Below are 24,810 nucleotides of genomic sequence, written 5' to 3'. Positions count from 1 at the left end.
CGGGGATGGCGATTGATGTATGTCGACCGGAATGCGGCGGGCGAAACGACGCCGCAGGAACGCCGCGACGAAGCCCAACCGGACAGCCGGGTCCTGGGGCGCGTGGTCCAATGCGACGGCGCACGCGCCACGATCGCGGCCTTCGCCGACGGCAGCGACGGCGCCGTCACCGGATTGTGGACCGTCGGCCGGCTGATCTCCATCAGTCTCGGCTCGGCACGAACCGTCGGCCTCGTCTATTCGATCGCCAAGGCCGAGAGGGTCTGGAACGTGGACCGGCAGAACGCGATCGAAGTGAGCGTCGAACTGATCGGCGAGGTACGCGACACCCCGCCGGCGAGCACGCCCGTCTTCGACCGCGGCATCACCGTCTATCCCCATATCGGCGCGATCTCTCACCGCATCCGTTCCCGGGATCTCCAGGCGATCTACGACCTCGCCGGCCGCCAGGCGATCAGGATCGGGTCCCTGTCGCAGGACGACAAGATCGATGCCTGCATCGCCATCGACGATACGCTGAACAGGCACTTCGCGGTCGTCGGCACCACCGGCGTCGGGAAGTCGACCGCCGTTTCGCTGCTGCTGCGCAAGGCACTCGTTGCACGGCCCGACCTGCGCGTCCTCATTCTCGACCCGCACAACGAATTCGCACCCTCCCTCGCCGATCATGCGGTGCGCATCGACGCTGCCTCGCTCGATCTGCCCTTCTGGCTGTTCCGCCTCGAGGAACTGACGGAGGTGCTGTTTCGCGGACGCGAAGCCGCGGCCGAGGAAGTGGACCTGCTGCGCGACCTGATCCCGATCGCGAAGAACCACTACAGGAACCCCGGTTCCGGCATCTACATCAAGCGGGGCGCCGACGCGCTGACCGCGGACACGCCCGTGCCCTACAGGATGGCCGACCTGCTGCGACTGATCGACGAGCGCATGGGCCTGCTTGAGACCAAGAACGACCGGCCGATCTATCGTTCCTTGAAGACCCGCATCGAGGCCGCTGTCAGCGATCCGCGCTATCGCTTCATGTTCAACTCGCGACTGATCGAGGACACGATCCACGAGACTGTCGGCAAGATCTTCCGGGTGCCGCATCATGGCCGCCCGGTGACGTGCTTCGAGATGGCGGGGCTGCCCTCCGAGGTGGTCAATTCCGTGTGCTCGGTGCTCGCCCGCCTCGCCTTCGACCTCGCCTTGTGGAGCGAGGGCCGGCTGCGCCTTCTCATGCTGTGCGAGGAGGCGCACCGCTATATGCCGGCCGACCCGCGAATGGGCTTCGCACCCACCCGCCACGCCTTGTCGCGCATCGCCAAGGAAGGCCGCAAATATGGCTGCTATCTGGGCGTCGTCACCCAGCGCCCCGGGGAACTCGACCCGACCGTGCTATCGCAATGTTCGACGGTTTTCGCCATGCGTCTCGCCAACGAGCAGGACCAGGCGATCATCCGCTCGGCGATCGCCGACTCGTCCGCCTCCACCCTGTCGTTCCTGTCCTCGATGGGCCAGCGCGAGGCGATCGCCTTCGGCGAAGGGGTGGCCACGACGATGCGGCTGAAATTCGAGAAGCTCGACCCCGCCTTCATACCCGGCTCGGCCGGCAAACGTGACGAGAAGGAACCCGCCGAGGACGGGGAGATCGATCTCGCAGGGATCGTCGACCGGCTTCGCAACGTGTCGAAGGCCTCCCAATCCTTATCGATATCGGGCGAACCGGTCAGCCCGCTGCGCCAGGCGGGGGAGCCCGCGCCCGAACCGCGTCAGCCGGGCCAGTCCGACGAACGGCCGCCGGCCGCAACGCGCGAGGATGACCCACTCGATCTTGGTTACGGTCTCAGGCCGGGAACTTTCGGCATGCGTCCGCAAAGAAGCTGAATCGGATGATGGCGACCATCGATGCGGTCATTCACGCCACAGGGTGTCTCGACCGAAGCCTTCGGCTTGACATGGAGCCGGCAGCGTCCCGCCCGGAACGGGAAGGAACGTCCGGCGATCATCCCCTCACCACGGACTATGCGCAGATCCGGTTGCGGCCGAGGCGCTTGGCCTCATAGAGCAGCTTGTCGGCGCGGCGATAGAAACCCTCGGCCGTCTCCTCGCCGTCCCACACCGCAAGGCCCATGCTGGTCGTGATCCTCAGCCGTACATTGCCGGACAGAACCGCCATGCCGGCGATCGCCTTCCTGATGCGCTCGGCAAGCTTGGCGAGCTGATCGGTGTCCATGTTGGGCGCCACGACCGCGAACTCCTCGCCGCCGACCCTGGCGACGACGTCGTGGTAACGTGTCAGGTCCTTCAGGCAGCCTGCCACGGCGCGCAGCACCTCGTCGCCCACGTCATGGCCATGCGTATCGTTCACCTGCTTGAAATGGTCGAGATCGAGAACCATCAGCCCGACAGGCCGGTCGATGCGGCGGAACTCCGCGATGTATTCGCGCAGCGCATCGTCGAAATAGCGGCGGTTGTGCATGCCCGTCAGGCTGTCGGTCAGGGCCGCATGCTGCAGCGTTTCCGAGCGCTGGCTGAGCGTCATCGTCATTTCCCGCAGCTTGCCCTCTTCCTTCACCTGTGTGCGGATCAGCGGGTAGATGAAGAAGATGCCGAAGAACAGGGCCGTAGCGAGCAGTACACCGGTAGCGAAAAGCAGCTTCTCCAACTGGCCTATCCCCGTGGCGGCCCGCGTATCGGACACGGTGACCGCCGTGGTCTCCAGCACGCCATAGGCCTGGAACGTCACGACGCCCGCCGCGAGGATCACGACGATGAAGACGAAGAACGCTGATTCCGCTTTGTGCAAGCGCATTTGCCGACCCCGGAAACGGGGGTCGTTATCGCACCATCGGGCTTACGTGAAGTTAACTTGAGCGATCACGAGGCGTTTCTTCGCCGAACCGCCATCACCGATTGCGGCCGGCTCGATCACCTAAGGGCGATACGCTGCCACTCCGGCCCGAGCTGATGGCGGAACCACGTCGCCTGGCGCTTGGCATATTGCCTCGTGGCGATCTTGGCGCGTTCGATCGCTTCGGTCATGCCGATCCTGCCGTCGAGCGCCGCCTCGAGTTCGCGGAAACCGATGGCCTTGGTCGCCGGCAGGGCCGGATCGAGTTTCAGGGCCGAAAGCTCGGCGACTTCGGCCAGGGCACCCGCATCGATCATCCTGTCGAAACGCTGCTCGATGCGCGCGACGAGGAAGGCGCGCTCGGGCTCGATCAGGAAGAATCGAGCGCTCGCCCGGTCGATCAGCGGCTTGCCGCGTTCGGCCTGCCAGGTGAGGATCGAACGGCCCGAGGCTTGCAGCACTTCGAGCGCGCGCACCAGCCGCTGCCCGTCGCTCGGCCGGATGACCGCGGCCGCCCCGGGGTCCTCCTGGCGCAGGATGCGATGAAGCCGCTCCGCCCCCCTCTCATTCAGCTCCCAGCGCCATCGGTCACGAATGTTCTTCGGAATGTCGGGCATCTCCGACAGGCCTTCGACAAGGGCCCGGAAATAGAGGCCGGTGCCGCCGACGAAGACCGGAACCCGTCCTGCCAGCACGCCGTCCTCATTGAGCCTCATCACGTCGCGCAGCCAGGCCCCGGTCGAATAGGCGCGACTCGGATGAATATGGCCATAGAGCTCATGCCGCGCACGGGCTAGCTCGGCCGCACCCGGTCGCGCCGTCAGGACGTTCAGGATGGAATAGCCCTGCATGGAATCGGCGTTGACGACGATGCCGCCTTCGCGCTCGGCGAAGTCGAGCGCCATGGCGGACTTGCCGCTCGCGGTGGGCCCGGCTATCAGGATCGCGTTTTCAACAAGGCCTTCGGCCTCTTCCGCCGCGGATCGTTCCATGCCTCTCGTCGCCACCTTGATCGCCCGTCCGGAACGCCGTTCCCTGTCCCTCGCCCTTGCGAATAGGGCCACCGCTGCCGCCGGCGCAAGCGCAATCGACTGGCTGGACGAGGCTGTCGCCTGTGACCTGGCACTTCCGGACGACGCGGTGGCGACGGATGTCGAGCGTCGCCTGCGCGACAGCCTGGCCGGCGAGCAGGTCGACATCGTCGTGCAGGATATCGCCACGCGCCGCAAGAAGATCCTGATCGCCGACATGGACTCTACCATGATCGACCAGGAATGCATCGACGAACTGGCCGACGAAATCGGCATCAAGGACCATGTGGCGGCGATCACAGCCCGCTCGATGAATGGCGAAATCGCATTCGAGCCGGCATTGCGCGAACGTGTCGCATTGCTGAAAGGGCTTGACGCGACGGTCGTCGATACGATCATCGCCAAACGCATCACGCTTGCGTCGGGCGGGCGCGCTCTGGTTGCCACCATGCGCGCCGCCGGCGGCTGGACGGCGCTGGTCTCGGGAGGCTTCGACGTCTTCACCTCCCGCATCGGTGCCATGCTCGGCTTCGACGAGAACCGGGCCAACCGGCTGATCGAGGCCGACGGAAAGCTGAGCGGCACCGTCGCGGAGCCGATCCTCGGCCGGGCCGCGAAGGCCCAGGCGTTGCAGGAGATCTCCGGCAGGCTCGGCCTGACGCCGGCCGACGCCATCGCCGTCGGCGACGGCGCCAACGATCTCGACATGATCCGCATGGCCGGCGCGGGCGTCGCGCTGCATGCGAAACCCGCAGTCGCGGCGGAGGCTCGCATCCGCATCGATCACGGCGATCTCACCGCCCTGCTCTACATGCAGGGGTACCGTCGCGGCGAGTTCGCGACTTGACGCCGCTCCGCACCGAACGGCTCATCCTGCGCAACTGGGAGGAGCGCGACCGCCCGCTCTTCCATCGGATCAACTCCGACGAGCGCGTGATGGAATTCTTCCCGTTCCGCCGCGACCGGGCGCAGTCGGACGCCTTGTTCGATGGTTTGCGCGACGGCATTGCCCGACGTGGTTTCGGCTTCGCCGCCGTCGAGATCGACATGACGGGGGAGTGCATCGGCTTCGTCGGTCTCCACCCCGCCGAGTATCTGGAGCCGTTCCTGCCGAAAGACACGATCGAGATCGGCTGGCGCCTCGCGCCGGAGTTCTGGGGAAAAGGCTACGTCACCGAAGCGGCAGAGACGCATCTCGCGCACGGCTTCGAGGTGTTCGGCTTCGACGAGATCGTGTCCTTTGCCGTGACGGGCAACGGCCGCTCGACCGCCATCATGGAACGTATCGGCATGCGCCGTGACGCGGCGGGCGACTTCGATCATCCCCGCGTCCCCCACACCCATCCGCATCTCAAGCGGCACGTGCTTTATCGGCTTGCCCGCGCCGATTGGGAGGATAGAAAAAGGGCGGCCGGATAGCCTCAGATGCGGTGGATCAGTGCTCTCCCGCAAACGGCAATTCGTCCCCCTCCTCGGGCTTCGAGGACGGCACTCTTTCGAGGACGGCGGAGAAATCATCGCCTGACCTCGAACCCGCCCGCTTTCGCAGAAAGTCTGCCGCGGTCTCGACTGCTCCGACCTTCTGGGCGACCGCCGACGCGATCCACTGATTCAGCGAAACGCCATCGGCCTTCGCGAGCCTCACAGCCGCTTCCTTCACCGAAAGTGGAAGCTTGAGCGGATATGTTGCCTTGCTCATGGTCGAAACCTTTCCAGAAGGACCGCCGGCGTCACAACTCGCACATCGAAGCGTTCTGCCGCAGTCAAGAAATCCCGACGATTGTGCGTCGCTAAAGCGTAGGCACGGCCATTGATCGCTGCTTCGAGCACCATCTCGTCCTTGGGATCCGTCAATTGCGGACGCCAGAGATAGTGGACATCGACAGGCTCTGCCAACGCCGCGAAGCCCGACATCAGGCGCTCCAACTCGCCATCCGACAGCCCGTGAGCCAAGCGGTGGTTGGGACGCCTGATCACATCCTCATACTCAGGGAATAGCGCCGTGGTCACCAACGGCCGCAAACGCCGGCGTGCAACCAATGACAGCACAGCAAAAGACGCACATCCTATGGGATGTTCAAACGACGCGTCGTCGCAAGTTCGACGGCGCTCAGTCCATGCGGATCGTGACGAAGCGCAGCTCGCCGGTCTTCGAGGCCAGCATCAGCAGCGCGTTCTTGCGCCCCTGATCCTTCAGCGCCTTGATGCGGTCCAGCACTTCCTGCGGCGAGGAAACCGATTCCTGGGCGATCTCGGTGATCACTTCGCCCGCCGATATTCCGCGTTCGGCCGCCGGCGAATCCTTGGCGACTTCGGTGATCACGACGCCGGAGACATCCGCGCCGATGTCGAAATTGGCGCGCGTATCGTCGTCGAGCTCGGCGATCGTCATGCCGAGCACCGACGCGGCCGAGACCGCCTCCGGCGTGTCCTGCTGGGGCTGTTCCCCTTCAGCGCCGGCGAGCTTCTCGCCGTCTTCGAGCCGTCCAAGCGTGACCTTGACCGTCTGCTCCACGCCCTTGCGGATGATGACGACGTCGACCGCCTTGCCGACCGGGCTGTCGGCCACGACGCGCGGCAGGTCGCGCATCTCCCGAACGTCCTTGCCGTCGAAGGTGACGATCACGTCGCCCGGCTGGATCACGCCGTTGTCGACCGGTCCGCCCTTGATGACGCCCGCGACGAGCGCGCCCTTTGGCGACTGCATGCCGAGGCTCTCGGCGATCTCGTCCGTCACCGGCTGGATACGCACGCCGAGCCAGCCGCGACGGGTCTCGCCGAACTGCCGCAACTGGTCGACGACGCCGATCGCGAGCTTCGAGGGGATCGAGAAGCCGATGCCGATCGAGCCCCCCGAAGGCGAGATGATGGCCGTGTTGATGCCGATAACCTCGCCGTCCATGTTGAACAGCGGACCGCCCGAATTGCCGCGGTTGATGGCGGCGTCGGTCTGGATGAAATCGTCATAGGGTCCGGACTGGATGTCGCGGTTGCGGGCAGACACGATGCCGACGGTCACGGTGCCGCCCAGCCCGAACGGGTTTCCGACCGCCATCACCCAGTCGCCGATCCGCATCCTGTCGGAATCGCCGAACTTGACCGCCGTCAGCTTCTTGAGCTTCGGATCGACCTTGAGCACCGCGATATCCGTCTTGGTGTCCTTGCCGACGAGCTCGGCCTTGAGCTTCGAACCGTCGGAGAAGTTGACCTCGATCTCGTCCGCGTCGGCGATGACATGGTTGTTGGTGACGACGATTCCTTGCTCGGCATCCACGACGAAGCCCGAGCCCAGCGACTGCACCTTCTGCGAGTTCGGACCCCGGCCCTGGCCCTCGCGGTCCTTGTTGAAGAAGTCGTCGAAGAATTCCTGGAACGGCGAGCCGGGCGGAAGTTGCGGCGCCGGGACGGCGCCCTCGCCTTCGGAGCCCTTGACGGTCTGCGACGTCGAGATGTTGACCACCGCTTCGAGCAGCCCGGCAGCCAGGTCGGCAACCGAATCGGGTCCCTTCGCCTCGGCCACGCCCACGAAGTTTGGCGCCGCGGTGGCGCCGACGAAGAGCACGGCAGCCGCCGCGAGCATCGTCTTGCGCAGGGCAGGCAAAAGGGTGCTTGGTCTCATCAGCTGTCTCCCGGCTCTGCTGGAAAGTCCCGGCCCCGCAACCGGGCCACCGGCGCCTTGTCCTTTGAAAATAGGGCTTGTTTGCGGCCTTTGCTATCGCGGAAGGAAAAAACCTTCGTTACCCGCGAACGAGCCAGACGATCCCGACGCCCGCCGCGATCGCCACCAGGCCGCCGATCCGAAGCACATGTTCCGGTGTCGCCAGCACTTCCGTCGCGAGCCTCCGGGCGAGGCCCGGAAAGCCTCCATAGACGAGGCCCTCGACGACGAGCACCAGGCCTATGGCGGCCAGGAAGTCGGCCACAGGGCGCCTTACTGGCTGGCGCCCGCGGCCTGGCCGGAAGCGGCAGGCGCCGTGCCGGGCGCTGCCGGGGCGGCCGGCGCCGAGTTGCCGAAGAAGCGGAAGAATTCCGAATTGGGCGACAGCACCATGGTTGTGCTGTTCGGGTCGAGCGACTGGATATAGGCGTTCATCGACCGGTAGAATTCGAAGAACTCCGGATCCCGCTGGAAGGCGTCGGCGAAGATCGCGTTGCGTTGCGCCTCGCCCTCGCCGCGCAGGATCTCCGATTCCCTGCGGGCTTCGGCGACGGTCTCCACCACTTCGCGGTCGGCGCGGGCGCGGATGCGCTGCGCCGCCTCGCGGCCACGGGCACGCAGCCTTTCGGCCTCTGCGAGACGTTCGGCCTTCATGCGGTCGAATGTCTGCTGCGAAACCTCTGCTGTGAGATCGGTCCGGCGGATGCGCACGTCTTCGATCTCGAGACCGAGCGAGGTCGCATCGGGCCTCAACTGGTCGCGCACCTCGCGCATCATCGAGGCGCGCTCCTCCGAGAGCGCCGCCTCGAAGCCGCGCAGGCCGTAGACGCGCCGGAGGGCGGCGTCGAGTCGGGTCCGCAGACGCTGCTCCGCGAGCAGCACCTGGCCCGAAACCGCGGCCCGGAAGCGCCGCGGGTCCGAGATGCGGAAGGCGACGAAGGCATCGACCTCGTAGAACTTGCCGCCCGAGACCTGGACGCGGATGTCGTCTAGGTCGAAGCGCATGACGCGATCCTCGATGATCTGCACATTGTCGGCCTCGAAGAAGCCGAAAGGCGCCTTGAAATAGATGCCGGGCTCGGTCTTCACATCGACGATCTCTCCGAACCGCAGCACGATGGCCTGCTCGCGCTCGTTGACCACGAAGATCGACGAATAGACGAGGAAGAGGATGACGGCGGCGATGACGCCGATGACGGGGAGACGGTTGGACATCACTTGTTCTCTTCAGCCGGCGCGGCGCGCTTCTGCAGTTCGGGCAGCGGCAGATAGGGTATGACGCCCTGCCCGTTCTTCTCGTCGACGATGACCTTGTTGGACCCCTTCAGCACGCGCTCCATAGTCTCCAGGAACAGCCGCTTGCGGGTCACGTCGGGCGCCTTGGCATATTCGTCGTAGACGGAGATGAAGCGCTGCGCCTCACCTTCGGCTTCCTGGACGACGCGGTTCTTGTAGGCGGCGGCCTCTTCACGGATCTGGGCCGCCTCGCCGCGAGCCTGACCGAGCCGCTGGTTGGAATACTGGTTGGATTCCTCGACGAAGCGATCCTCGTCCTGCTCTGCGCGCTGCACTTCGTCGAAGGCGTCGGCCACTTCGCGCGGCGGCGCCGCGTCTTCGATCGAGATCGCGTTGATGGTCAGTCCAGCGCCATAGGTATCGAGCGTCTGCTGGATGATGCCGAGCACCGCATCTGCGATGCCCTGGCGGTCGTCGCGGAAGATGTCCTGCGCCGGACGGCGGCCGACCGCCTCACGCATCGCGCTTTCGGCAACCTGGCGCACCATGTCGTCGGGCTGGGCGACATTGAACAGATAGGCCTTCGGATCGGAGACCTGGTAAGCGACGGAGAATTTCACGTCGACGATGTTCTGGTCGCCGGACAGCATCAGTCCGGACGAACTGCTGCCGCGCGCCTCGCCGATATTGATGAGTTTCTCGGCGGTGTTGGCCTTTTCGACGGTCTCGATCGGCCACCAATGGAAGTGAAGACCCGGTTCGGACAACTCCTGCTTGGGCTTGCCGAAGCGCAGCTCGACGGCGAGTTCATCGGGCTGGACAGTGTAGATCGACTGGAAAAGCCAGAATGCGACAAGCGCCAGGCCGATCAGGCCGATTACCGCGGGGTTCATCCCCCCGCCGCCCGGCAAGGCCCGCTTCAGCCGGTCCTGGCCGCGGCGGATGATATCCTCGAGGTCGGGCGGCGATCCGTGCGGTCCGCCGGGGCCGCGGGGTCCCTGCCCCCATGGGCCGCCATTGCCGCCGCCGCCCCAAGGGCCGCCGCCACCGCCGCTCTGATTGTTCCAGGGCATGAAATTCCTTTCGGTCTCGAAATGCCGCGCGGGCCTTGCGGCCGCGCCCATTTCTTTATTCTTAGCACTCTATAGGGATGGACCGCAGCGCTTTCAACGCAGCCGCCCTGCCCGTGTGCCGTTTTGGCTTCATTTGTATGAACCTGCCGCCCTCAATGCATGGTTCGCCGGCGATCGTAAACAGCATAGCGTGTCGCATGGCTGTCCTTCTCGCCGGCCGGATGATCCTCGCTGTGGACGAGTTCCCATTCGGCGGGGTCGATGGCCGGGAAGCGGGTATCGCCGCCGACGCTCGCGAGCACATGTGTCACATAGAGCCGGTCTGCCAGCGGCAGCGCCTGCCGATAGACCTCGCCGCCTCCCAGGATGCAGATTTCATCTGCTCCGGGCATATTCCGGCCCCGCTCCCGCGCCAGCTCGAGCGCATCGTCCAGCGCCGCCACGACCTCTGCCCCGTCGGCCTGGAAGCCGGGAGCCCGCGTGAGCACGATGTTCAGACGCCCGGGCAACGGCCGGCGCGGAAAGCTCTCCCAGGTCTTGCGACCCATGACGACCGGCTTTCCCATCGTCATTTCCTTGAATCGCTTCATGTCCGACGACAGGCGCCACGGCAGCCCGTTGTCGCGTCCGATGACATGGTTCTCGGCAATCGCCACATGGATGACGATTTTCATCAGCCGCCGCTCTCCGGTTTCGATGCACCCGGCTTCGCCGGTGCCGGCGATTGCGCCTCTCGCCCGGCACCGCCTGCTTCGCCTTCACCCATGCCGACGGGCGAGAGGATCAGTATGTCGAGATCACGCTCGGGATAGAAATCTTCGGCCGTCATCTCGAAGGTGGTCGGTCCGGTCTTCCTGACGTTGCGGCCGCAGAAGCTGACCAGGTTCTTCGGATCGCCCTTGTCGACCGTCAGCTTGAAGGCGCCGATCGTGCCGTTCGCCCAGTTGCCGCCCGTCGTCAGTATGTAGGCGATCCGGTTCTCCATGAGGTGCGCATAGCCGTCCGACGATCTCCTGGCCGCCTTCAGCACGGCGTTCTCGAAGCTCTTGTCGAAGCAATATCTATGCTTGTACTCGGCATAGCTATCGCCCTCGAACCTGCCGTCGACGAGGAAGCTGAGATCGGTTGTGGCGCCCACGCTCGGCCGGTAACTGTGCTGGACCGTGACCTCGCCGTTGGCGGGAAACATCGCGCGCCACCAATAGGTCGTCTTCAACTGCCAGAAGGGCGTGCGCACGCGCTTCCAGCCCGAGCCGTCGTCATACTCGTCGATGACGATCATGCCGCGCTCCTGCCATTTGTCGGCGACCTCCTGCGGCAGGGCTGCGAGCGCCTTCAGGACGGCTTCCCCGTAAGGATAGAGCGGAACGCCGCGCGCCCGCAGTTCCTCGGAGATGTCGATGCCGAGCGCGAAGGCCTTCTGCTCCAGTTCCGGCGCTACCGCATTGCCGTCGACGGTCACCGCGAAATCGAGGAAATTGTCCTTCTCGTCGTCGGGGATCGACGTCATGCGATAGGGATTGCCCTCGATGTCAGGCATCGGAAACGCCACGATCGTTTCGATGTCCTTGTCGGAACTGTTGCGGAAGACATAGTCGACGGTGACATTGTCGAGCGAGATCGACAGGTCCTCCCGCTCCATGGCGATGACGTCGCTGCGCGACAGGATCAGGCCGCCGGTTCCGAGTTCGGCGGTAGAATCGTTGGCCAGCGCCGGCAACGGCATGGCGAGCGCGACGAGAAGCGTTAGGCGACGCAACTTTCTTCCTCCAGGCAATGGCTCTTGTCGTCGGGAGCAGGACTCTCGAGCCGCATGGGGCGGCGAAGATTCCCTTATACCGAGATCACCGCGCGGATTGTGGCGTCGGCCTCGTCGTCGTCAAGCCGGAAATCCGCAAACCCTGAACGTAAACACACCGACCACTTCAGCGTCGATCCGAATCGTCGGCAGCCTCCTTGGGCTCGCGGCCCGGTTGCTCCTGCCCCGGCTCTCGCCGAGCGCGACGCCGGTCGTCCCCAGTCACGAAACCCACTCGGTTTGATCTCTCTCAAGGAACTCCCGTGAGAGTCCGTTTCGAAACTCATGACGTGCGTGCCAATCGGCGGATGAGCAACATGGCGGAAGCGGCGTAGAGGAAGGCGGCTGCGGAATCGATGGTCGCCTCGAAGTCCTTTGCGAGCCGCCTGTTGCGGTTGATCCATGCGAAGAAGCGCTCGACCACCCATCGGCGCGGCAGGACGACGAAGCCGACTTGATCCGGCTGCTTCTTGACGATTTCGACAAGGATGTTCGTGGCTGTTGTCACACGCTCATGATTGTATCCGCCATCGGCCCAGACGTGCTTGATGAAGGGGAATAGCGGGCGCGACACCTGCAGCAGCGGTCCGCCGCCGTCACGATCCTGAATGTTGGCCGGATGCGGTTCGACAAGCAGCGCCCGTCCGTCGGTGTCGACCAGCGCGTGGCGCTTGCGGCCGTTGATCTTCTTGCCGGCATCATAGCCGCGCGGCCCGCCGGCCTCGGTGGTTTTGACGCTCTGGCTGTCGATGATCGCCGCCGATGGGCTGGCGTCGCGGCCAACGCGTTCGCGATCCGCCATGACCAGGGCGTGATTGATCTTCTCGAACACCGAGCCGTCGCGAAAGGCCGCAAACCAGCGATAGACGGTCGGCCAGGGTGGAAAATCCGATGGCAGCAGTCGCCAGGCGATGCCACCGCGCAGCACGTAGAAAATCGCGTTGATGATCTCCCGCATGGGCCAGGCGCGAGACCGCCCGGTCTTTCGCGCGGCGGGAAGATAGGGCTCGATCAGCAGCCACTCCTTATCGGTCAAATCGGTCTGGTAACGCGCCGCGGGACGGCTATGCTGTTCACGGGTGGTCGGGGTCCACATGACAATCTCCAGGAAGCTCGCAACTCCTTGGAATCATCTGAACCTCGGTCACTCAACCCCTTCCGAAACGGCCTCTGAGAGCGGCACTATTCTCTACAAGAACAGTTGGGGATGGCCCAAAACCCTGGAAGCAGGCGCTACTTGGCCGCAGCAGAGACGCAAGCAATCGGGGCATTGCGCGTAACAGTGTCGGACGCATCAGCCTGGGCCGCGTAAATCATGAGCAGCCTTGACGCAGAACAATGACACGCTGGCGCAAAACAAGCCATTGATCCATCCGTTGCATTGCACGAGGCGAGCCATGCTTCCCAACCTTCGCTATAGTGGAATTCACTTGGGCCTGCAGTCAAACCACGCAACGGATCACAAGATCGCAATCAGAGCCAGCCGCCAGGATCTCACGCCCTTCGTCTGGTTCGACCTCGGAGAAATCGTCGATTCAGGCGACACCAACCAGATACTCCTAGCGCCCAGGATCGAGCGTTGCCAGCATCTCGTGACCGGTCACTATGGCTGATAACCACACAGGCACGGCAGCCGTCGGCACGAGCAGGTTCTCCGGCCCGAACACAATCGATCGGCTGGTCGTTTCAGTCCCGATCGGCCGCGCGGACGAGAAGGCAGGCGCATTCAGGGAACGCGCCCTGCGCGAGCCGCACGACTGCTACGACGCAGCAATGATAGTCGACGGCCAAGGCCGTTATGTCGGAGCCGCGGCGATGCGCGACATCGCGGCCACATCCCCGGACACCATGCTGTCGGCGCTGATTCGGCCCGCCTGGCCGACCGTCCCGCCCGCCGAGGATCAGGAGCGGGCCGCAGAGATCGCAACGCGCGCCGCCGCAGCCGTCTTGCCGGTCGTCGGCGCAGAAGCCGTGCTGCGCGGCGGCGTGCCAGCGGTGAAGCTGCTGCAGGTTCTCACGCGCGAGCACCACGAGGACCTTCACCGGCTGGCCGGCATTGTGAAGGAAAGCTCCGCGGCCGTGCACGCCCTCGAGGATCCGCCGCTCAGCCGCGTGTCGCGGCGATTGCCATGGCTTGTCGTAGGCCTGGGGCTCAGCAGCATCACCGCGTTGCTGATGACCCGCTTCGAACAATTCCTCGAGGCGGATATCGTGGTGGCGACGTTTCTGCCTTCCCTCGTCTACCTCGCCGACGCGATAGGTACCCAGACGGAAGCGATCGCGGTGCGTGGACTGGCAACGCGACGCAATAGCCTGCCGGTCCTTCTCCTGAACGAACTGGCCACCGGCCTTTTGATCGGCACGATCCTGGGTGCTTTGGCCCTGGTCGGTATCTGGCTGGTCTACAACGATGCCAGCCTGGCTCTGGGAGCCGGCATTTCCCTGGCCGCCGCGGGCACGATCGCGAGTTCAACGGGGCTGCTGCTGCCTTGGCTGTTGTCGCGCCTCGGTATCGATCCCGCTTTCGGCTCCGGTCCTGTGGGTACCGTCATCCAGGACGCCCTGTCGATCCTGATCTATCTCGCCGTGATGACGTTGCTGCGGTGAAGTGGCCGCTGGCGTAGCTGTGGCGGAATGCGACCGCCGTCACCGCTTCTTGATCTCGGCGGCTCGCCCCGCGCGCGGACGACGCGGGTGGAGACTGGCGTGATTGGGCCATTCGTTGGCAAGGCAAAAATGACATCTCCTTGATGCCGAACTTGATCCGGCTCAAAGCGTACTTGCCTTGGATAGCCAAAATGAAAAGATGTCCAGCAACCGCGATGAGCGGATCGGCAGTCGGCCTTCGACGGCGGATAATTGCCCGACGCATATGACAGGCGCGTCACTATGCCGATGGACGACCAGTCCGCGCGCAACTGTACCAAACCGAGGGAGGCAAACGATGTGGATCAGGGATTTGTCAGCGCTCGAATGCTCCAAGATTCTCGCGTCAGAAAGGCTTGCCCATCTCGCCTGCGTGGACGGCAGGCAGCCTTACCTCGTGCCGATCTATTTCGTCTACTCGGACCACCATCTCTACTCATTCTCGATGCCGGGCCACAAGATCGATTGCATGCGCTCCAACCCTCACATCTGCCTGCAAGTCGACGAGCGCGGCCAAGGCCCGGGATGGAAAAGCGTCATAGTTCAGGGCCGCTATCAGGAGTTGGATGTCTCCCCGGAACTTGTACGGGAGCGGGAACATGCCTGGTCTCTGCTCAGCAAGCATCCATTCTGGTGGGAGCCGGGCAGCCTGAAACCGATCGGGCAGGCCGTTCCCCGCTCCGCTGACCATTACGAGCACATCTACTTCCGTGTCCTGATCGACAGCGTCACTGGCCGAGAGGCCAAGGACCCGGGAACGCAAGTGCCGTAACGGGCCGGGCCTCCAAGCAAAGCCACGATTCATATGCCCATCGTCGGGCAGCCGGACGATTGTCAAAAACGTCCGGCCGGCTCGCACGCGGCATTCTCGATCGACCCGCGCCACCTTCGTCAAGGTTCGGATTAGACCAAAAGAACGGTTGGGAATCGTCGGCACGGCGTAGTATGACGTGGCCGGGTCGGCTGGGTCCCGGAGGCACCGTTGCGCCCAAGGCAGGTTTCGGAAAAGCGTCCCACCGTTTTCCGAACCTGCGTCAGGAGAAGAGGCTGAGCAGGTGAAGCGTGGGCGAGCACGTGGGGCCGCTTTGGGTCAGGCCATGCCCGGAAGCGAAGATACCGGACTGAGAGGACACTTTCTGAAGGCCGTGATTTCATCCCGCTTCGACGGGGCTGCGGGATATTTGCTTGCGGCCGCAATGGTGGTGCCTGTCTTTGTCGTCAGGCTCTTGCTGATTCCCGCGCTCGGAAACACCGCGGTTTTCATTCTCTTCGTCCCGGTCATTCTCGTTTCGGCGATCGCAGGTGGCATTGGTCCCGGCATCTTCGCATTGGTGCTCTCTCTCGCCGGCACCATCTACATCGTGGATGCCGCGCAGGCGATGTGGATCCAGGCTCTCGTCTTCGCGCTGGTCGGCCTGATGATCGCGTGGATAGGCGAGATGCTGCACCGGGCACGCCGCGCCGTCGGCAAGACCGAGGCTGCTCTGAAAGCGCGAGAAGCCCATCTCCGTTCGATTCTTGACACCGTCCCGGATGCAACGGTGGTGATTGACGACGGCGGCATCATCACATCCTTCAGCGCCGCGGCCGTCCGACAGTTCGGCTTTACGGAAGCGGAAGCGATCGGCCGGAATGTGAACCTGTTGATGCCGGAGCCCTACCACAGCGAGCACGACGGCTACATCCAGCGATATCTGACGACCGACGAGAAGCGCATCATTGGTGTCGACCGCGTGGTGGTCGGGCGCAGGAAGGACGGCTCGACCTTTCCGATGAAGCTGTCGGTCGGCGAAATGAGGTCGGGCGACCGGAAATTCTTCACTGGCTTCATCCGCGACCTCACCGAAAGGGAGGAAAGCGCAGCGAGGCTGCAAGAGATACAGGACGAACTGGCGCGGCTTGCCCGCCTCAACGAACTTGGCGAAATGGCATCGACCCTGGCCCACGAGCTCAACCAGCCGCTCGCAGCCATCGCCAACTATTCGCAGGGCTGCGCTCGTTTCCTGGCGCAACTCGACGGGCCTGCGGCCAACCGGATCAGGGAAGCGCTCGAGGAGACTGCGAAACAGTCGCTCCGCGCCGGCGGCATCATTCGCCATCTGCGCGAGTTCGTAACTCGCGGCGAGACGGAGAAATCAGCGGAAGATCTGCGCAAACTGATTGAAGAAGCCGGTGCGCTGGCGCTTGTCGGCGCCCGCGAGCAAGGCGTGAGGTCGGTCTTCGATTTTGCGCCCGACACCGGCGAAGTCCTCGTGGATCGCATTCAGGTGCAGCAAGTCCTGATCAACCTCATGCGCAACGCCATGGAGGCCATGCGAGAAAGCGAGCGGCGTGAGCTGTCGGTGCGCACGGCCTCCGACCGTGACGGGTTTGTGGCTGTGGAGATCGCGGATACAGGTCCGGGGATCCCCGAGGACATAGCGACACGCCTGTTCCAGCCCTTCGTCACCAGCAAGGCGAGCGGTATGGGCATCGGCCTGTCGATCTCCAAGCGGATCGTGGAAGCGCATGGCGGCAGCATAACTTTGGAGCGCAACGGCAAAGGTGGGGCGACATTCCGCTTCTTATTGCCTACGGCAACGCAAGAGGCAGCAGATGCAGATCCATGAATATGTCGTCCACGTCGTCGACGACGAGGAGCCGGTCCGCAAATCGCTCGCATTCCTTTTGACTATGGCCGGCTTCACGGTTCGCGTGCACGACTCCGCTTCCAGTTTTCTTGTCGCGGCGCCGACCATCGGAAAGGCCTGTCTCGTCACCGATCTGAGAATGCCCGATATCAGCGGCGTCGAACTGCTCGCCAAGCTCAACGAGATCGGCGTCGCTATTCCGGCGATCGTCATCACCGGCCACGGCGATGTCCCGATGGCGGTCGCGGCCATGAAGGCCGGCGCGAGCGATTTCATCGAAAAGCCTTTTGAAGACGTCGTTCTGATTGAAGCCATCAAGCGAGCGGCGAGCCGCCTCGACACCGTCACCGAGATGGAGGACGTGTCGGCGATCCGCTCGCGCCTCGGCCAACTGTCGGAGCGGGAGCGCCAGGTCCTCGCCGCCGTGGTGGCCGGACTCCCGAACAAGACGATCGCCTATGATCTGAACATCAGTCCCCGAACGGTCGAAGTCCATCGCGCCAACATCATGTCCAAGATGCGTGCCGGCAGTTTGCCTGAGCTGGTGCGTATGGCGATTGCCCTGGAGCTTGCAGACAAGGAAAATCCGGTAAGCCGGGGCCGTAGCGGCGGCTCGCGCGCGTGACCTGAGCGATGAGAGGGGTGAGCCAAATCACGATGAACTGGCTTTGATCTGCCGCAATGCGCCAGGTTCCCGAATATGCGACGCAGGATGGCCGAGGCGAAACGGTGCCCGGCGGAGATCCAGCGTGGCCAGATCCGAGATTGTAATCACCGCTGCTCCCGATGACGGCTTGCGACGCTCTCTTGAATTCGCGCTCGAGAGCAGTGGCTTCCGGGTCGACGCACATTCATATGCGACCGACGCCTTTGCATCCCGATACGCACGGCGCGCCGCTTGCGCCGTCATCGATGATCGGGCCGTGGATTGGAAGATTGCCCCAGGGCAATTCTTGATCTTTGCCAGGCCGGTCATACTGCTTGTGAGCCTGTTCCGGGCCGCTCCTGAACTGCAGAAGGTGACACTCGTGACGAAGCCGTTCCTCGGTGGGCCGCTCATCGAGGCGGTGCGGAACGCCATCACCGCAGCGGACTGACGGCTCTACGTGGTTTCCCCTAGGGATATGACCGAATTTCGCGATCATCGGATCTGCGCAATTCTCGCCTCAGCAGCTGGAGGTGATCATGTCGGTCTTCGAATTGTCCCGGAATTCAGTCCATCCGCAGGGGGCGGCGTTTGCCCGCGACTTCGGTGTGATGAACATGCCCAGCCTTTTCCCGGCCGGCGCCGAAATCTACGCCCAGGGCGAGAAAAGCGGCAATCTCTACAAGGTCGAGTTCGGAGCAGTCCGCATATACCGCTTGCTCGCGGACGGCCGCCGGCAGATTTCGGCTTTCCACCTCCCCGGCGAAGTCTTCGGTTTCGAGGCGGATAGGACGCACCATTTCTTTGCGGATGCCGTCGGCGCCACCGGCATCAGTATCTTGCGTGCGAATGCCTCGGGCGGCGATGCCGCGAGCGAACTGCTGCCCTTGGCGCTTCTGAGCCTGGTCCGGGCCCAGGAGCATCTGCTCGTGCTGGGCCGCCAGAATGCGACGGAACGGATCGCCGCCTTCCTGACGGATATGTCCGCGCGACAAGGAGGCCTGCGACAGATCGATCTGCCCATGTCCCGCGCGGACATCGCCGACTATCTCGGCTTGACCATCGAGACGGTCTCCCGCGTGTTCTCCAAACTCAAGCAGAGAGGCATCATCAAGCTGGCGAGCTTACGCAGAATCGAGATCGCCAGGTGGCAGACCCTGCACGAAATGGCGGCTTGACAGCGTCGAGTTTTGGAGGCGGTTGCGTTGCTTCCGACCAGGGGATGATGTGGCACCCGATTTCGACGGCACCCTTCAATCATGACCTGCAGCTGGCCGTCATGGATTGGGATGGCCCCCACGCCCTCGTGTTCCCCTGCAAGCGCGTGCTGACCGGATGGGTCAAATCGGACTCCAACGAGCGGGTGGACGTGTCACCCACCCATTGGCGCATGTGGGGGCATCATCCGATCCACTCCGCGTGACCTGCCCCCCCGTCGCGGTTGCCGTGTTTCGTCACGGCTCGCACACTGCTGAAAACACCCCAGCGCATCGCATAACGGCAATCGTCCTCGTCCGGCAGCGTGTCACTGTCGTCAGTTCGACAGCAGCCGGTGCATCGATCCGGCCGACAGCATGGAGCGCGTCACGCCGCCGAACGCCCATTCCAGAAGCCTGCTGTGGCCATAGCCGCCCGCAACGACGACATCCGCTCCGATCTCCCCGGCTTTCGCTATGAGAACCTCAGCGATCTTCGCCCCATCGGGCTCCAGTATCTGCGAGCTCGCCCTCACGCCGTGCCTCATCAGGAAACGGACCACATCCGCGGCGCCCTCCCGTACGGCCGGCTGATCTCCTTCGGCAATGGCGGCCACGGTGACCTCCTTGGCGTGCGTCAGGAAAGGCATCGCATCAGCCACTGCGCGACGCGATTCACGTGCATCCTTCCAGGCGATGAGAATCCGTTCGCCGCGCAAGGGGCGCAGATCGTCCGCCGCGAACAGGACCGGCCGTCCCACCGACAGGATTAGCGCACCCGCGTCGATCGTCCGGTGGAAATCGCCCCCCGCCTCGGCCGCCGGAGTTCCGGTTACCACCAGGTCGGCGGCGCGGGCATGCAAGGCCAAAGTCCGCGTAGGGTCGTCCAGCTCGGTGCGCCATGAGGCGCGCTCATTGTTGCCTGAAAAGGCCAGGAATTCCTCCTTGAGCACCTTCAGACGATCCTCGATCTCGCGCCTTCGCTGACGCAACAGCTCCCGCGTCACAAGACCGTTTTCATCCGGGGGTACGAGCGCGCGCGCTTCGACCGCGACGACGGCAATCAAATCCGCCTCGAATTTTCCTGCGAGTTCCCGGGCGAAGCTCAAGCGCGGTGTCGCTGGAGAATCCACGTCGAGCTGCACCATGATGGTGGTGATGGTCATTTCTCTTCTCCGTCAGGCTCGGACGACAGATCAGCATGGGTGCGGCATCTCGGCCTTGACCCGCGTCAAGCTTTCTTCGCGACCTCGTCGAGGTCCTTTTGTTGCCTTGCATCCCGCACCGCCGCGATCACCTGGTCGTCGGTGAGTTGGGGAAAGTGCTGGTAATGAAACCCAAGCGCACGGAAGTGTGCCGGCTGGCGCAGGCAAATGACCCTGTCGGCTTCGCGCGCGAGTTCGGCGATCGTGTCGGGAGGGGCCACCGGAAGCGCCACGACGATCTCGCGCGGCGATCGCCGCCGGAGCGCACGGATCGCCACTTTCATCGTGGTTCCCGTGGCGGCCCCGTCATCGACGAGAATGGCCGTCTTGCCCGAGACCGACTTTGCTTGCCGCCCGCTGCGATAGGTCAACCGGCGCCGCTCCAATTCGGGGCGCTCGCGGTTGACCAGAAGCCGAAGCTCGGAATCGTCCAGCCCGTATGCTTCGATGATCTCGCGATTGAGCACGATATCGGGTGGACTGCCGTCGACGATGGCCGCGACTGCCAGTTCGGAATTGTCGGGCGCACCCACCTTGCGCACGATGACAAGGTCGAGCGGCGCCTTCAGGGTCCGCGCCACCTCCGCCGCAACCGGCACACCGCCCCTTGGCAAGGCGAGCACGATAGGCTCAGCCAAGCCCAACCTTGCCACTTCGTTCGCCAGTTCGCGCCCGGCCTCCCGTCGATCGTGGAACATCGCGTCAATCCGCCGGCCACAGCTCACGCAGGGCTTTCTTCATCGAGTTCCTGACCTGCACGATTTCGCCATGCGAGACATGCCGATCGAGCAGTCGAAAGACTGCCGCGATGGCCATGTCCGGATCGTTCAACGGATCGCCCGAGAAGGCGTCCTGGATACGCGCAACGAAGTCGTCCTTGTGGCGCTGCCAGACAGGTGTCTCCGCCGGCTTCCACCCCTCGAAATAGATGCCCCTTATGAGTACGGGCAACTGGGCGGCGAGATCGGTCATTTCCTCCGGGGAGAGCCAGTCGCGCAGCGCATGAAGAACCGCGCGGAGAAGATGATATGCGTGTCGATCGTTGCAGTTCAGATCTTCGGCCAGTTCATTGACCCATTGCTGGGCCTGCTGCGATGCCTGGGTGAAGCCTGCGATTGAAGTGCCCATGGCAATTCTCCTCGGCATGGAGTTGGCTGTTCACCGGAGGGTTCATGTGGTTCCGGTTGACCTGCTCGTCGGTGCGTCGCCTGCCGACGCACCGACGAGGCGAGAGCGCTCAAGGGGCAGCCTTGACCGCGATCTTCTTTTCGGCCTTCTTCGCCTCGGCCGTCTTGGGCAGCTTCACGGTCAGCACGCCCTTTGCGAAGTTCGCCTCGATCCTGTCGGCGTCGATGCCTTCGGGCAATTGGAAGCTTCGCTGAAACGAACCGTAGCGCCGCTCGGACAGATAATAGTCCTTTTGCCTATCTTCCTTCTGCTCGCTCTTCTCGCCCTTGATCGTCAGCGTGTGGTTGGAGAGCTTGATCTCGACGTTCTTCTCGTCAAGCCCGGGAAGCTCCGCTGTGATCTCGTAGGCGTCGTCCCTCTCGACAAGGTCCATCGCCGGTGCGACCTGCCATGGCGCATGAGATATCCGGGGCCTGAAAACCCTGGAAGGAAGGCGCCAATCGAAGGGACGAAAATCGTCGAACAGGTGGTCGATTTCTCGACGGAGGCTGTCGAACGGATTCCAGTCTCCGGCTTCCGCCGGCGCGGAAGACTTCTTGACGGGCAATTTGCCAGCTTCGGCCATGATGCAACTCCTTGGCGTTGTTGAATGAAGCTTTCAGATGCCGCCGCCTCCGATCTTCCACCTTGAACCGGAGGCTGCCGGACCCGCTCGCCGGAAGTCACCGTTGATCCGGCGCTTCGCTTCGGCAAGATCGCGCCTTGAAACGGATCGTTGCACAGCCTGGCCTGATCCAACTCGATCCAGCGAGGACTTCAGAAAAGCCCTTTCGATGTCATCCGGCTTTGACGCGGATCAAACCGGGCGAATGTTCCGCTCAAAGATGCTTCCCTTCGTAGTCGGCACACGAAAGACCGAGGACGTCGAGACCGGCCAAGAGGTGATCGGACAGCAGCGGATTCCCGCAGAGATATTCGACCGTATGGTCGTTGTGGGCGTCGGCGGCCTGTTTTCGCACGATCGGCCATTCGGTTGCCCGATAGTCGTCCCGCCCGAGCCACATCAGCGTGACCAGATCGATCTGCTCGTCGACAGAGAGGTCGGATATGAGGGACGACAGTTCTTCCTGAACGGGGTCGTCATCATGATCCTGCAGCACGGCGACGTCGTGATCGTCTGTCGGATTAGACCCCGGATCCGGTTCGGTGACGGCCTCCTTCGCGTCGAACTCACGTGCTTTCATGACAATGAAGCACACCGTTTCGACCGGAATTGCCAGTTCCGGGACTCTGTTCTCCTCACTTCCGATTCCACGTTTCATTGGGATCCTTCCTTTCCATTCCTGTTCGTCGAAACCGGACGCTGGCTACGTCACGAAACCGGCCGACGCTCACGAGATCGGTCTTTTTTGCCGGGCGCAGCCACCGCCCCATGGGCGGCTTCGGAACCGATCCTGCAGGCACCCGGCAGCGCCCCATGGCGGCGCATATGCGGGTCAGGCTAGCCGACTATTGTCGGCCGTCTTTGACGCGTATCAAGGTGATGTCCGGTCGTTGGCTGAATTACTGTGGCGCGGTCGATTTCGAAGGGGCCGCTCCCGAGGAGCCAGCACCTATGCCATGCGACGCACCTGTCATGGGAAAGGCGATGGGCGTGCCGGCTTCCATCGCGTCCGGATCATCTTGTTGCTCGTCCCCTCAGGGGCAGCAGACATCTGCGGTTCCGGGCGATTCAGACCCAATAGCCGACGGCGGACGGATACCGATGATCGATCTGGCGGCAAAGGTGCGTTTTCTGAGCGAGCCCAAAGCATACCCACACGCGACGGCGAGCGTCGACGTGCGGGAAACGCACATGTCCTGGGTGTTCCTGACCGATGACCGCGTATACAAGCTCAAGAAGCCCGTCAAATATCCGTTCCTCGATTTCAGCACGCTCTGGCGCCGGCGCTTTTTCTGCGAGGAGGAATTGCGGCTGAACAGGAGGCTTGCCGGCAGCACCTATTGTTCGGTCGTCGCGCTGCGATGCGAAGGGCCGGACCGTCTCAACCTGACGGGGCAAGGCAGCGTCATCGACTGGCTCGTCGAGATGAAAAGGCTGCCGCAGGCCGACCTGCTGGACGCCAGGCTGCGCCAGGGAAACGTGACGGAGGCTGATGTCCGAAGGATCGGGCAACTGCTGGGCGACTTCTATTCGGCCTGCCCCCCTGAAATCGTGGACGGCCCCCTCTACGCAAAGCATCTGATCGAGGAGCAGGCCGTCAACCGCGCCATTCTGGGACGGCCGGAACTCGGCATGGCGAACGTCGCTCTGCCTGTGCTCGACAGGGTGGATCAGGCACTCGAAAGAGCTCTTCCACGGATCGAAAGGCGCATCTCAGAAGGGCGGATCGTCGAGGGGCACGGCGATCTTCGGCCTGAACATGTCTTCATCGGCGAGCCGATACAGATCATCGATGCCCTCGAATTCAGCCGCCCGATGCGGATCGTCGATCCCTATGATGAAATCAACTATCTCGGCCTGGAATGCGCAGTGCTGGGAGCTTTCTGGGTACGGCCGATCCTCCTCCACACGCTCGAGGCGCGGCTCGGCGGTCGACCGGACGATGAGACGCTTGCCGTCTACGGCGGCTTTCGCGCTCTGCTCAGGGCGCGACTCTGCATGGCGCATCTTCTCGACGCGCACGTAGCCACCCCCGGCAAGTGGAAGCCGCTCGCCCTCGCATATGTCGAGAGGGCCAAGGGCGAACTCAACTCTCCATGCCGACCAAGTCCGCGATAGACCGGGATCCATGGAGCCGCGCTATCGCCTCGGCGACCAACGCGCCGCAGGGCACAAGCTCGATCCTGCCTTGCCGGACGGCGGCTTCGTCCGATGCCGAAGCCAGGCTGTCCGTCACGACGACCTTGTCGATGGCGCCGTCGGCAAACAACGTCTCCGAACCCTTGCCGAACAGGCCGTGGGTGGCAACGGCGTACACCGCCTTCGCGCCGCGCTCACGGCATGCCCGGGCAGCCCTGAGCATCGTACCACCTGTGCTGATCATGTCGTCGACGAGGAAAACCACCTTGCCGTCCACATCGCCCGCGAACAGATCGCCCGTGACGACGCCACGGCTCCGATGCTTTTCCATGAAGCCGAAGCCGGTTGCGCTTCCTGAGGTCGCCTCATAGCTTTCCTTCAGCAACCCAGCGCGCTTCACCCCTCCCCCGTCGGGGGAAAAAATCACGACAGGAGCATCGCCTGCGAGCTCGCGAACGGCAGTACAGAAAGGCCTGCGCGCATCGAGATGAACCGTGCGGCACCGGAATGCGTTCTGAAAAGCCGCAAGGTTGTGCACTTCGAGGGTGACCAGACAATCCGTGCGCATGGCTTCGAACAATTGTGCCAAGTAGCGCATCGTTACCGGATCTCGCGACTTCGTCTGCCTGTCCTTGCGGGCGTAGGCGAGATAGGGCGCCACCGCGGTGACCCGCGCGGCTCCATTTTCGCGACACGTGGCTATGAAGAACAGAAGTTTCAGAAGCTTGTCGTTGGCCGACGCGTCGGCTCCGCCCGCAAGGCTGTGAAGGACATAAACGTCCTGGCCACGCACGCTGACCAAGGGCCGCGCCTTGTGCTCGCCGTCCTCGAAGTCGCGCTCCTCATGCGGATCGACGCCGACGCCCAGCGCCTGTGCGACCGAGAAGCCCAGGCGGTCCGTTCCCTTCAACGCAAAGAAACGCATGT

General features: G+C 63.6%; 28 protein-coding genes. 11 read left to right on the top strand and 17 right to left on the bottom strand.

Annotated features, from left to right (window positions below; all coding sequences use genetic code 11):
* Window positions 1–15 precede the first annotated feature (15 nt).
* Window positions 16–1,866 (top strand): ATP-binding protein, encoded by a 1,851-nt coding sequence (locus JN280_RS19495; protein ID WP_202304348.1) that lies wholly within the window; start codon window positions 16–18, stop codon window positions 1,864–1,866.
* Between the two features lie 136 nt (window positions 1,867–2,002).
* On the opposite strand, the gene JN280_RS19490 is transcribed toward JN280_RS19495, so the two are convergent.
* Window positions 2,003–2,794, bottom strand: a complete 792-nt coding sequence (locus JN280_RS19490) for a GGDEF domain-containing protein (RefSeq protein WP_202304346.1) — start codon at window positions 2,792–2,794, stop codon at window positions 2,003–2,005.
* Between the two features lie 116 nt (window positions 2,795–2,910).
* Window positions 2,911–3,825, bottom strand: a complete 915-nt coding sequence (miaA, locus tag JN280_RS19485; RefSeq protein WP_202314404.1) for a tRNA (adenosine(37)-N6)-dimethylallyltransferase MiaA — start codon at window positions 3,823–3,825, stop codon at window positions 2,911–2,913.
* Here miaA and serB point away from each other — a divergent pair.
* Complete coding sequence (gene serB, locus JN280_RS19480; RefSeq protein ID WP_202314403.1) at window positions 3,824–4,711, top strand: phosphoserine phosphatase SerB; 888 nt, start codon at window positions 3,824–3,826, stop codon at window positions 4,709–4,711. The two genes, miaA and serB, sit on opposite strands and share 2 nt — an antisense overlap.
* A complete protein-coding gene (locus JN280_RS19475; RefSeq protein ID WP_202314401.1) occupies window positions 4,708–5,283 on the top strand; it encodes a GNAT family N-acetyltransferase in 576 nt (191 codons plus the stop codon). The genes serB and JN280_RS19475 overlap by 4 nt, the downstream gene beginning before the upstream one ends.
* Before the next feature lie 16 nt (window positions 5,284–5,299).
* On the opposite strand, the gene JN280_RS19470 is transcribed toward JN280_RS19475, so the two are convergent.
* The 9 genes from JN280_RS19470 to JN280_RS19430 all read right to left on the bottom strand — a co-directional run bounded on the left by JN280_RS19470 (window position 5,300) and on the right by JN280_RS19430 (window position 12,725).
* Window positions 5,300–5,563 (bottom strand): pilus assembly protein HicB, encoded by a 264-nt coding sequence (locus JN280_RS19470; protein ID WP_202314399.1) that lies wholly within the window; start codon window positions 5,561–5,563, stop codon window positions 5,300–5,302.
* A complete protein-coding gene (locus JN280_RS19465; RefSeq protein ID WP_244743441.1) occupies window positions 5,560–5,913 on the bottom strand; it encodes a PIN domain-containing protein in 354 nt (117 codons plus the stop codon). The genes JN280_RS19470 and JN280_RS19465 overlap by 4 nt, the downstream gene beginning before the upstream one ends.
* A 61-nt stretch (window positions 5,914–5,974) precedes the next feature.
* Window positions 5,975–7,483, bottom strand: coding sequence for a DegQ family serine endoprotease (locus JN280_RS19460; protein WP_202314397.1), 1,509 nt, complete (start codon window positions 7,481–7,483; stop codon window positions 5,975–5,977).
* Between the two features lie 118 nt (window positions 7,484–7,601).
* Window positions 7,602–7,787: a DUF2065 domain-containing protein gene (locus tag JN280_RS19455; protein ID WP_202314396.1), complete on the bottom strand. Its 186-nt coding sequence runs from the start codon at window positions 7,785–7,787 to the stop codon at window positions 7,602–7,604.
* Window positions 7,788–7,795: 8 nt separating this feature from the next.
* The gene (gene hflC / locus JN280_RS19450) at window positions 7,796–8,737 is read right to left on the bottom strand and encodes a protease modulator HflC (RefSeq protein ID WP_202314395.1); all 942 of its coding nucleotides are present in this window, start codon (window positions 8,735–8,737) and stop codon (window positions 7,796–7,798) included.
* Window positions 8,737–9,831, bottom strand: a complete 1,095-nt coding sequence (gene hflK / locus JN280_RS19445) for an FtsH protease activity modulator HflK (RefSeq protein ID WP_202314897.1) — start codon at window positions 9,829–9,831, stop codon at window positions 8,737–8,739. Before hflK ends, hflC begins: the two co-directional genes overlap by 1 nt.
* A gap of 152 nt (window positions 9,832–9,983) precedes the next feature.
* Window positions 9,984–10,505, bottom strand: a complete 522-nt coding sequence (locus JN280_RS19440; protein ID WP_202314394.1) for a dihydrofolate reductase — start codon at window positions 10,503–10,505, stop codon at window positions 9,984–9,986.
* Window positions 10,505–11,590: a DUF4424 domain-containing protein gene (locus JN280_RS19435; RefSeq protein ID WP_446720667.1), complete on the bottom strand. Its 1,086-nt coding sequence runs from the start codon at window positions 11,588–11,590 to the stop codon at window positions 10,505–10,507. Before JN280_RS19435 ends, JN280_RS19440 begins: the two co-directional genes overlap by 1 nt.
* Before the next feature lie 322 nt (window positions 11,591–11,912).
* Entirely contained in the window at window positions 11,913–12,725 is an 813-nt protein-coding gene (locus JN280_RS19430; RefSeq protein ID WP_202310785.1) for an IS5 family transposase, read from the bottom strand.
* 301 nt (window positions 12,726–13,026) lie between these two features.
* On the opposite strand from JN280_RS19430, the gene JN280_RS19425 reads away from it, so the two are divergent.
* The 7 genes from JN280_RS19425 to JN280_RS19395 all read left to right on the top strand — a co-directional run bounded on the left by JN280_RS19425 (window position 13,027) and on the right by JN280_RS19395 (window position 18,729).
* Window positions 13,027–13,242: a hypothetical protein gene (locus tag JN280_RS19425; RefSeq protein WP_202314393.1), complete on the top strand. Its 216-nt coding sequence runs from the start codon at window positions 13,027–13,029 to the stop codon at window positions 13,240–13,242.
* 202 nt (window positions 13,243–13,444) lie between these two features.
* Window positions 13,445–14,236 (top strand): magnesium transporter, encoded by a 792-nt coding sequence (locus JN280_RS19420; RefSeq protein ID WP_202314392.1) that lies wholly within the window; start codon window positions 13,445–13,447, stop codon window positions 14,234–14,236.
* Window positions 14,237–14,573: 337 nt separating this feature from the next.
* Entirely contained in the window at window positions 14,574–15,047 is a 474-nt protein-coding gene (locus JN280_RS19415) for a pyridoxamine 5'-phosphate oxidase family protein (protein ID WP_202314391.1), read from the top strand.
* A gap of 325 nt (window positions 15,048–15,372) precedes the next feature.
* Window positions 15,373–16,884: a PAS domain-containing sensor histidine kinase gene (locus JN280_RS19410; protein ID WP_202314389.1), complete on the top strand. Its 1,512-nt coding sequence runs from the start codon at window positions 15,373–15,375 to the stop codon at window positions 16,882–16,884.
* Complete coding sequence (fixJ, locus tag JN280_RS19405; RefSeq protein WP_202314895.1) at window positions 16,877–17,530, top strand: response regulator FixJ; 654 nt, start codon at window positions 16,877–16,879, stop codon at window positions 17,528–17,530. The genes JN280_RS19410 and fixJ overlap by 8 nt, the downstream gene beginning before the upstream one ends.
* A 328-nt stretch (window positions 17,531–17,858) precedes the next feature.
* A complete protein-coding gene (locus JN280_RS19400) occupies window positions 17,859–18,002 on the top strand; it encodes a hypothetical protein (RefSeq protein ID WP_202314387.1) in 144 nt (47 codons plus the stop codon).
* A gap of 88 nt (window positions 18,003–18,090) precedes the next feature.
* A complete protein-coding gene (locus tag JN280_RS19395; RefSeq protein WP_202314385.1) occupies window positions 18,091–18,729 on the top strand; it encodes a helix-turn-helix domain-containing protein in 639 nt (212 codons plus the stop codon).
* Between the two features lie 356 nt (window positions 18,730–19,085).
* Here the strand turns inward: JN280_RS19395 and JN280_RS19390 are convergent, their stop codons facing one another.
* The 5 genes from JN280_RS19390 to JN280_RS19370 form a co-directional block, all read right to left on the bottom strand.
* Entirely contained in the window at window positions 19,086–19,913 is an 828-nt protein-coding gene (locus tag JN280_RS19390; RefSeq protein WP_202314383.1) for a universal stress protein, read from the bottom strand.
* Between the two features lie 65 nt (window positions 19,914–19,978).
* On the bottom strand, window positions 19,979–20,650 hold the full coding sequence (locus JN280_RS19385; RefSeq protein ID WP_202314381.1) for a phosphoribosyltransferase: 672 nt from the start codon (window positions 20,648–20,650) through the stop codon (window positions 19,979–19,981).
* A gap of 4 nt (window positions 20,651–20,654) precedes the next feature.
* Complete coding sequence (locus JN280_RS19380; protein ID WP_202314379.1) at window positions 20,655–21,080, bottom strand: DUF2267 domain-containing protein; 426 nt, start codon at window positions 21,078–21,080, stop codon at window positions 20,655–20,657.
* Between the two features lie 109 nt (window positions 21,081–21,189).
* The gene (locus JN280_RS19375; protein WP_202314378.1) at window positions 21,190–21,705 is read right to left on the bottom strand and encodes an Hsp20/alpha crystallin family protein; all 516 of its coding nucleotides are present in this window, start codon (window positions 21,703–21,705) and stop codon (window positions 21,190–21,192) included.
* Between the two features lie 253 nt (window positions 21,706–21,958).
* Entirely contained in the window at window positions 21,959–22,402 is a 444-nt protein-coding gene (locus JN280_RS19370; protein ID WP_202314377.1) for a DUF3775 domain-containing protein, read from the bottom strand.
* A gap of 443 nt (window positions 22,403–22,845) precedes the next feature.
* Between JN280_RS19370 and JN280_RS19365 the strand changes: the two genes are divergently transcribed.
* Entirely contained in the window at window positions 22,846–23,862 is a 1,017-nt protein-coding gene (locus tag JN280_RS19365) for a hypothetical protein (RefSeq protein WP_202314376.1), read from the top strand.
* Here JN280_RS19365 and JN280_RS19360 read toward each other — a convergent pair.
* Entirely contained in the window at window positions 23,831–24,808 is a 978-nt protein-coding gene (locus tag JN280_RS19360) for a ribose-phosphate diphosphokinase (protein ID WP_202314375.1), read from the bottom strand. The genes JN280_RS19365 and JN280_RS19360 overlap by 32 nt on opposite strands.
* Window positions 24,809–24,810 lie beyond the last annotated feature (2 nt).

It is taken from the genome of Mesorhizobium sp. L-8-10, assembly GCF_016756635.1.
Taxonomy (GTDB): domain Bacteria; phylum Pseudomonadota; class Alphaproteobacteria; order Rhizobiales; family Rhizobiaceae.
The sequence above is the reverse complement of the archived record's forward strand: the minus strand, read 5'-3'. Positions and strand labels throughout refer to the sequence as shown.

Coding starts and splice junctions, on each gene's coding strand:
- JN280_RS19495 (WP_202304348.1), top strand. CDS start 16: ATGTATGTCGACCGGAATGCGGCGGGCGAAACGACGCCGCAGGAACGC.
- JN280_RS19490 (WP_202304346.1), bottom strand. CDS start 2,794: ATGCGCTTGCACAAAGCGGAATCAGCGTTCTTCGTCTTCATCGTCGTG.
- serB (WP_202314403.1), top strand. CDS start 3,824: ATGCCTCTCGTCGCCACCTTGATCGCCCGTCCGGAACGCCGTTCCCTG.
- miaA (WP_202314404.1), bottom strand. CDS start 3,825: ATGGAACGATCCGCGGCGGAAGAGGCCGAAGGCCTTGTTGAAAACGCG.
- JN280_RS19470 (WP_202314399.1), bottom strand. CDS start 5,563: ATGAGCAAGGCAACATATCCGCTCAAGCTTCCACTTTCGGTGAAGGAA.
- JN280_RS19460 (WP_202314397.1), bottom strand. CDS start 7,483: ATGAGACCAAGCACCCTTTTGCCTGCCCTGCGCAAGACGATGCTCGCG.
- hflC (WP_202314395.1), bottom strand. CDS start 8,737: ATGTCCAACCGTCTCCCCGTCATCGGCGTCATCGCCGCCGTCATCCTC.
- hflK (WP_202314897.1), bottom strand. CDS start 9,831: ATGCCCTGGAACAATCAGAGCGGCGGTGGCGGCGGCCCTTGGGGCGGC.
- JN280_RS19440 (WP_202314394.1), bottom strand. CDS start 10,505: ATGAAAATCGTCATCCATGTGGCGATTGCCGAGAACCATGTCATCGGA.
- JN280_RS19430 (WP_202310785.1), bottom strand. CDS start 12,725: ATGTGGACCCCGACCACCCGTGAACAGCATAGCCGTCCCGCGGCGCGT.
- JN280_RS19425 (WP_202314393.1), top strand. CDS start 13,027: ATGCTTCCCAACCTTCGCTATAGTGGAATTCACTTGGGCCTGCAGTCA.
- JN280_RS19420 (WP_202314392.1), top strand. CDS start 13,445: ATGCGCGACATCGCGGCCACATCCCCGGACACCATGCTGTCGGCGCTG.
- JN280_RS19415 (WP_202314391.1), top strand. CDS start 14,574: ATGTGGATCAGGGATTTGTCAGCGCTCGAATGCTCCAAGATTCTCGCG.
- JN280_RS19410 (WP_202314389.1), top strand. CDS start 15,373: ATGCCCGGAAGCGAAGATACCGGACTGAGAGGACACTTTCTGAAGGCC.
- JN280_RS19395 (WP_202314385.1), top strand. CDS start 18,091: ATGTCGGTCTTCGAATTGTCCCGGAATTCAGTCCATCCGCAGGGGGCG.
- JN280_RS19390 (WP_202314383.1), bottom strand. CDS start 19,913: ATGACCATCACCACCATCATGGTGCAGCTCGACGTGGATTCTCCAGCG.
- JN280_RS19385 (WP_202314381.1), bottom strand. CDS start 20,650: ATGTTCCACGATCGACGGGAGGCCGGGCGCGAACTGGCGAACGAAGTG.
- JN280_RS19380 (WP_202314379.1), bottom strand. CDS start 21,080: ATGGGCACTTCAATCGCAGGCTTCACCCAGGCATCGCAGCAGGCCCAG.
- JN280_RS19375 (WP_202314378.1), bottom strand. CDS start 21,705: ATGGCCGAAGCTGGCAAATTGCCCGTCAAGAAGTCTTCCGCGCCGGCG.
- JN280_RS19370 (WP_202314377.1), bottom strand. CDS start 22,402: ATGAAACGTGGAATCGGAAGTGAGGAGAACAGAGTCCCGGAACTGGCA.
- JN280_RS19365 (WP_202314376.1), top strand. CDS start 22,846: ATGATCGATCTGGCGGCAAAGGTGCGTTTTCTGAGCGAGCCCAAAGCA.
- JN280_RS19360 (WP_202314375.1), bottom strand. CDS start 24,808: ATGCGTTTCTTTGCGTTGAAGGGAACGGACCGCCTGGGCTTCTCGGTC.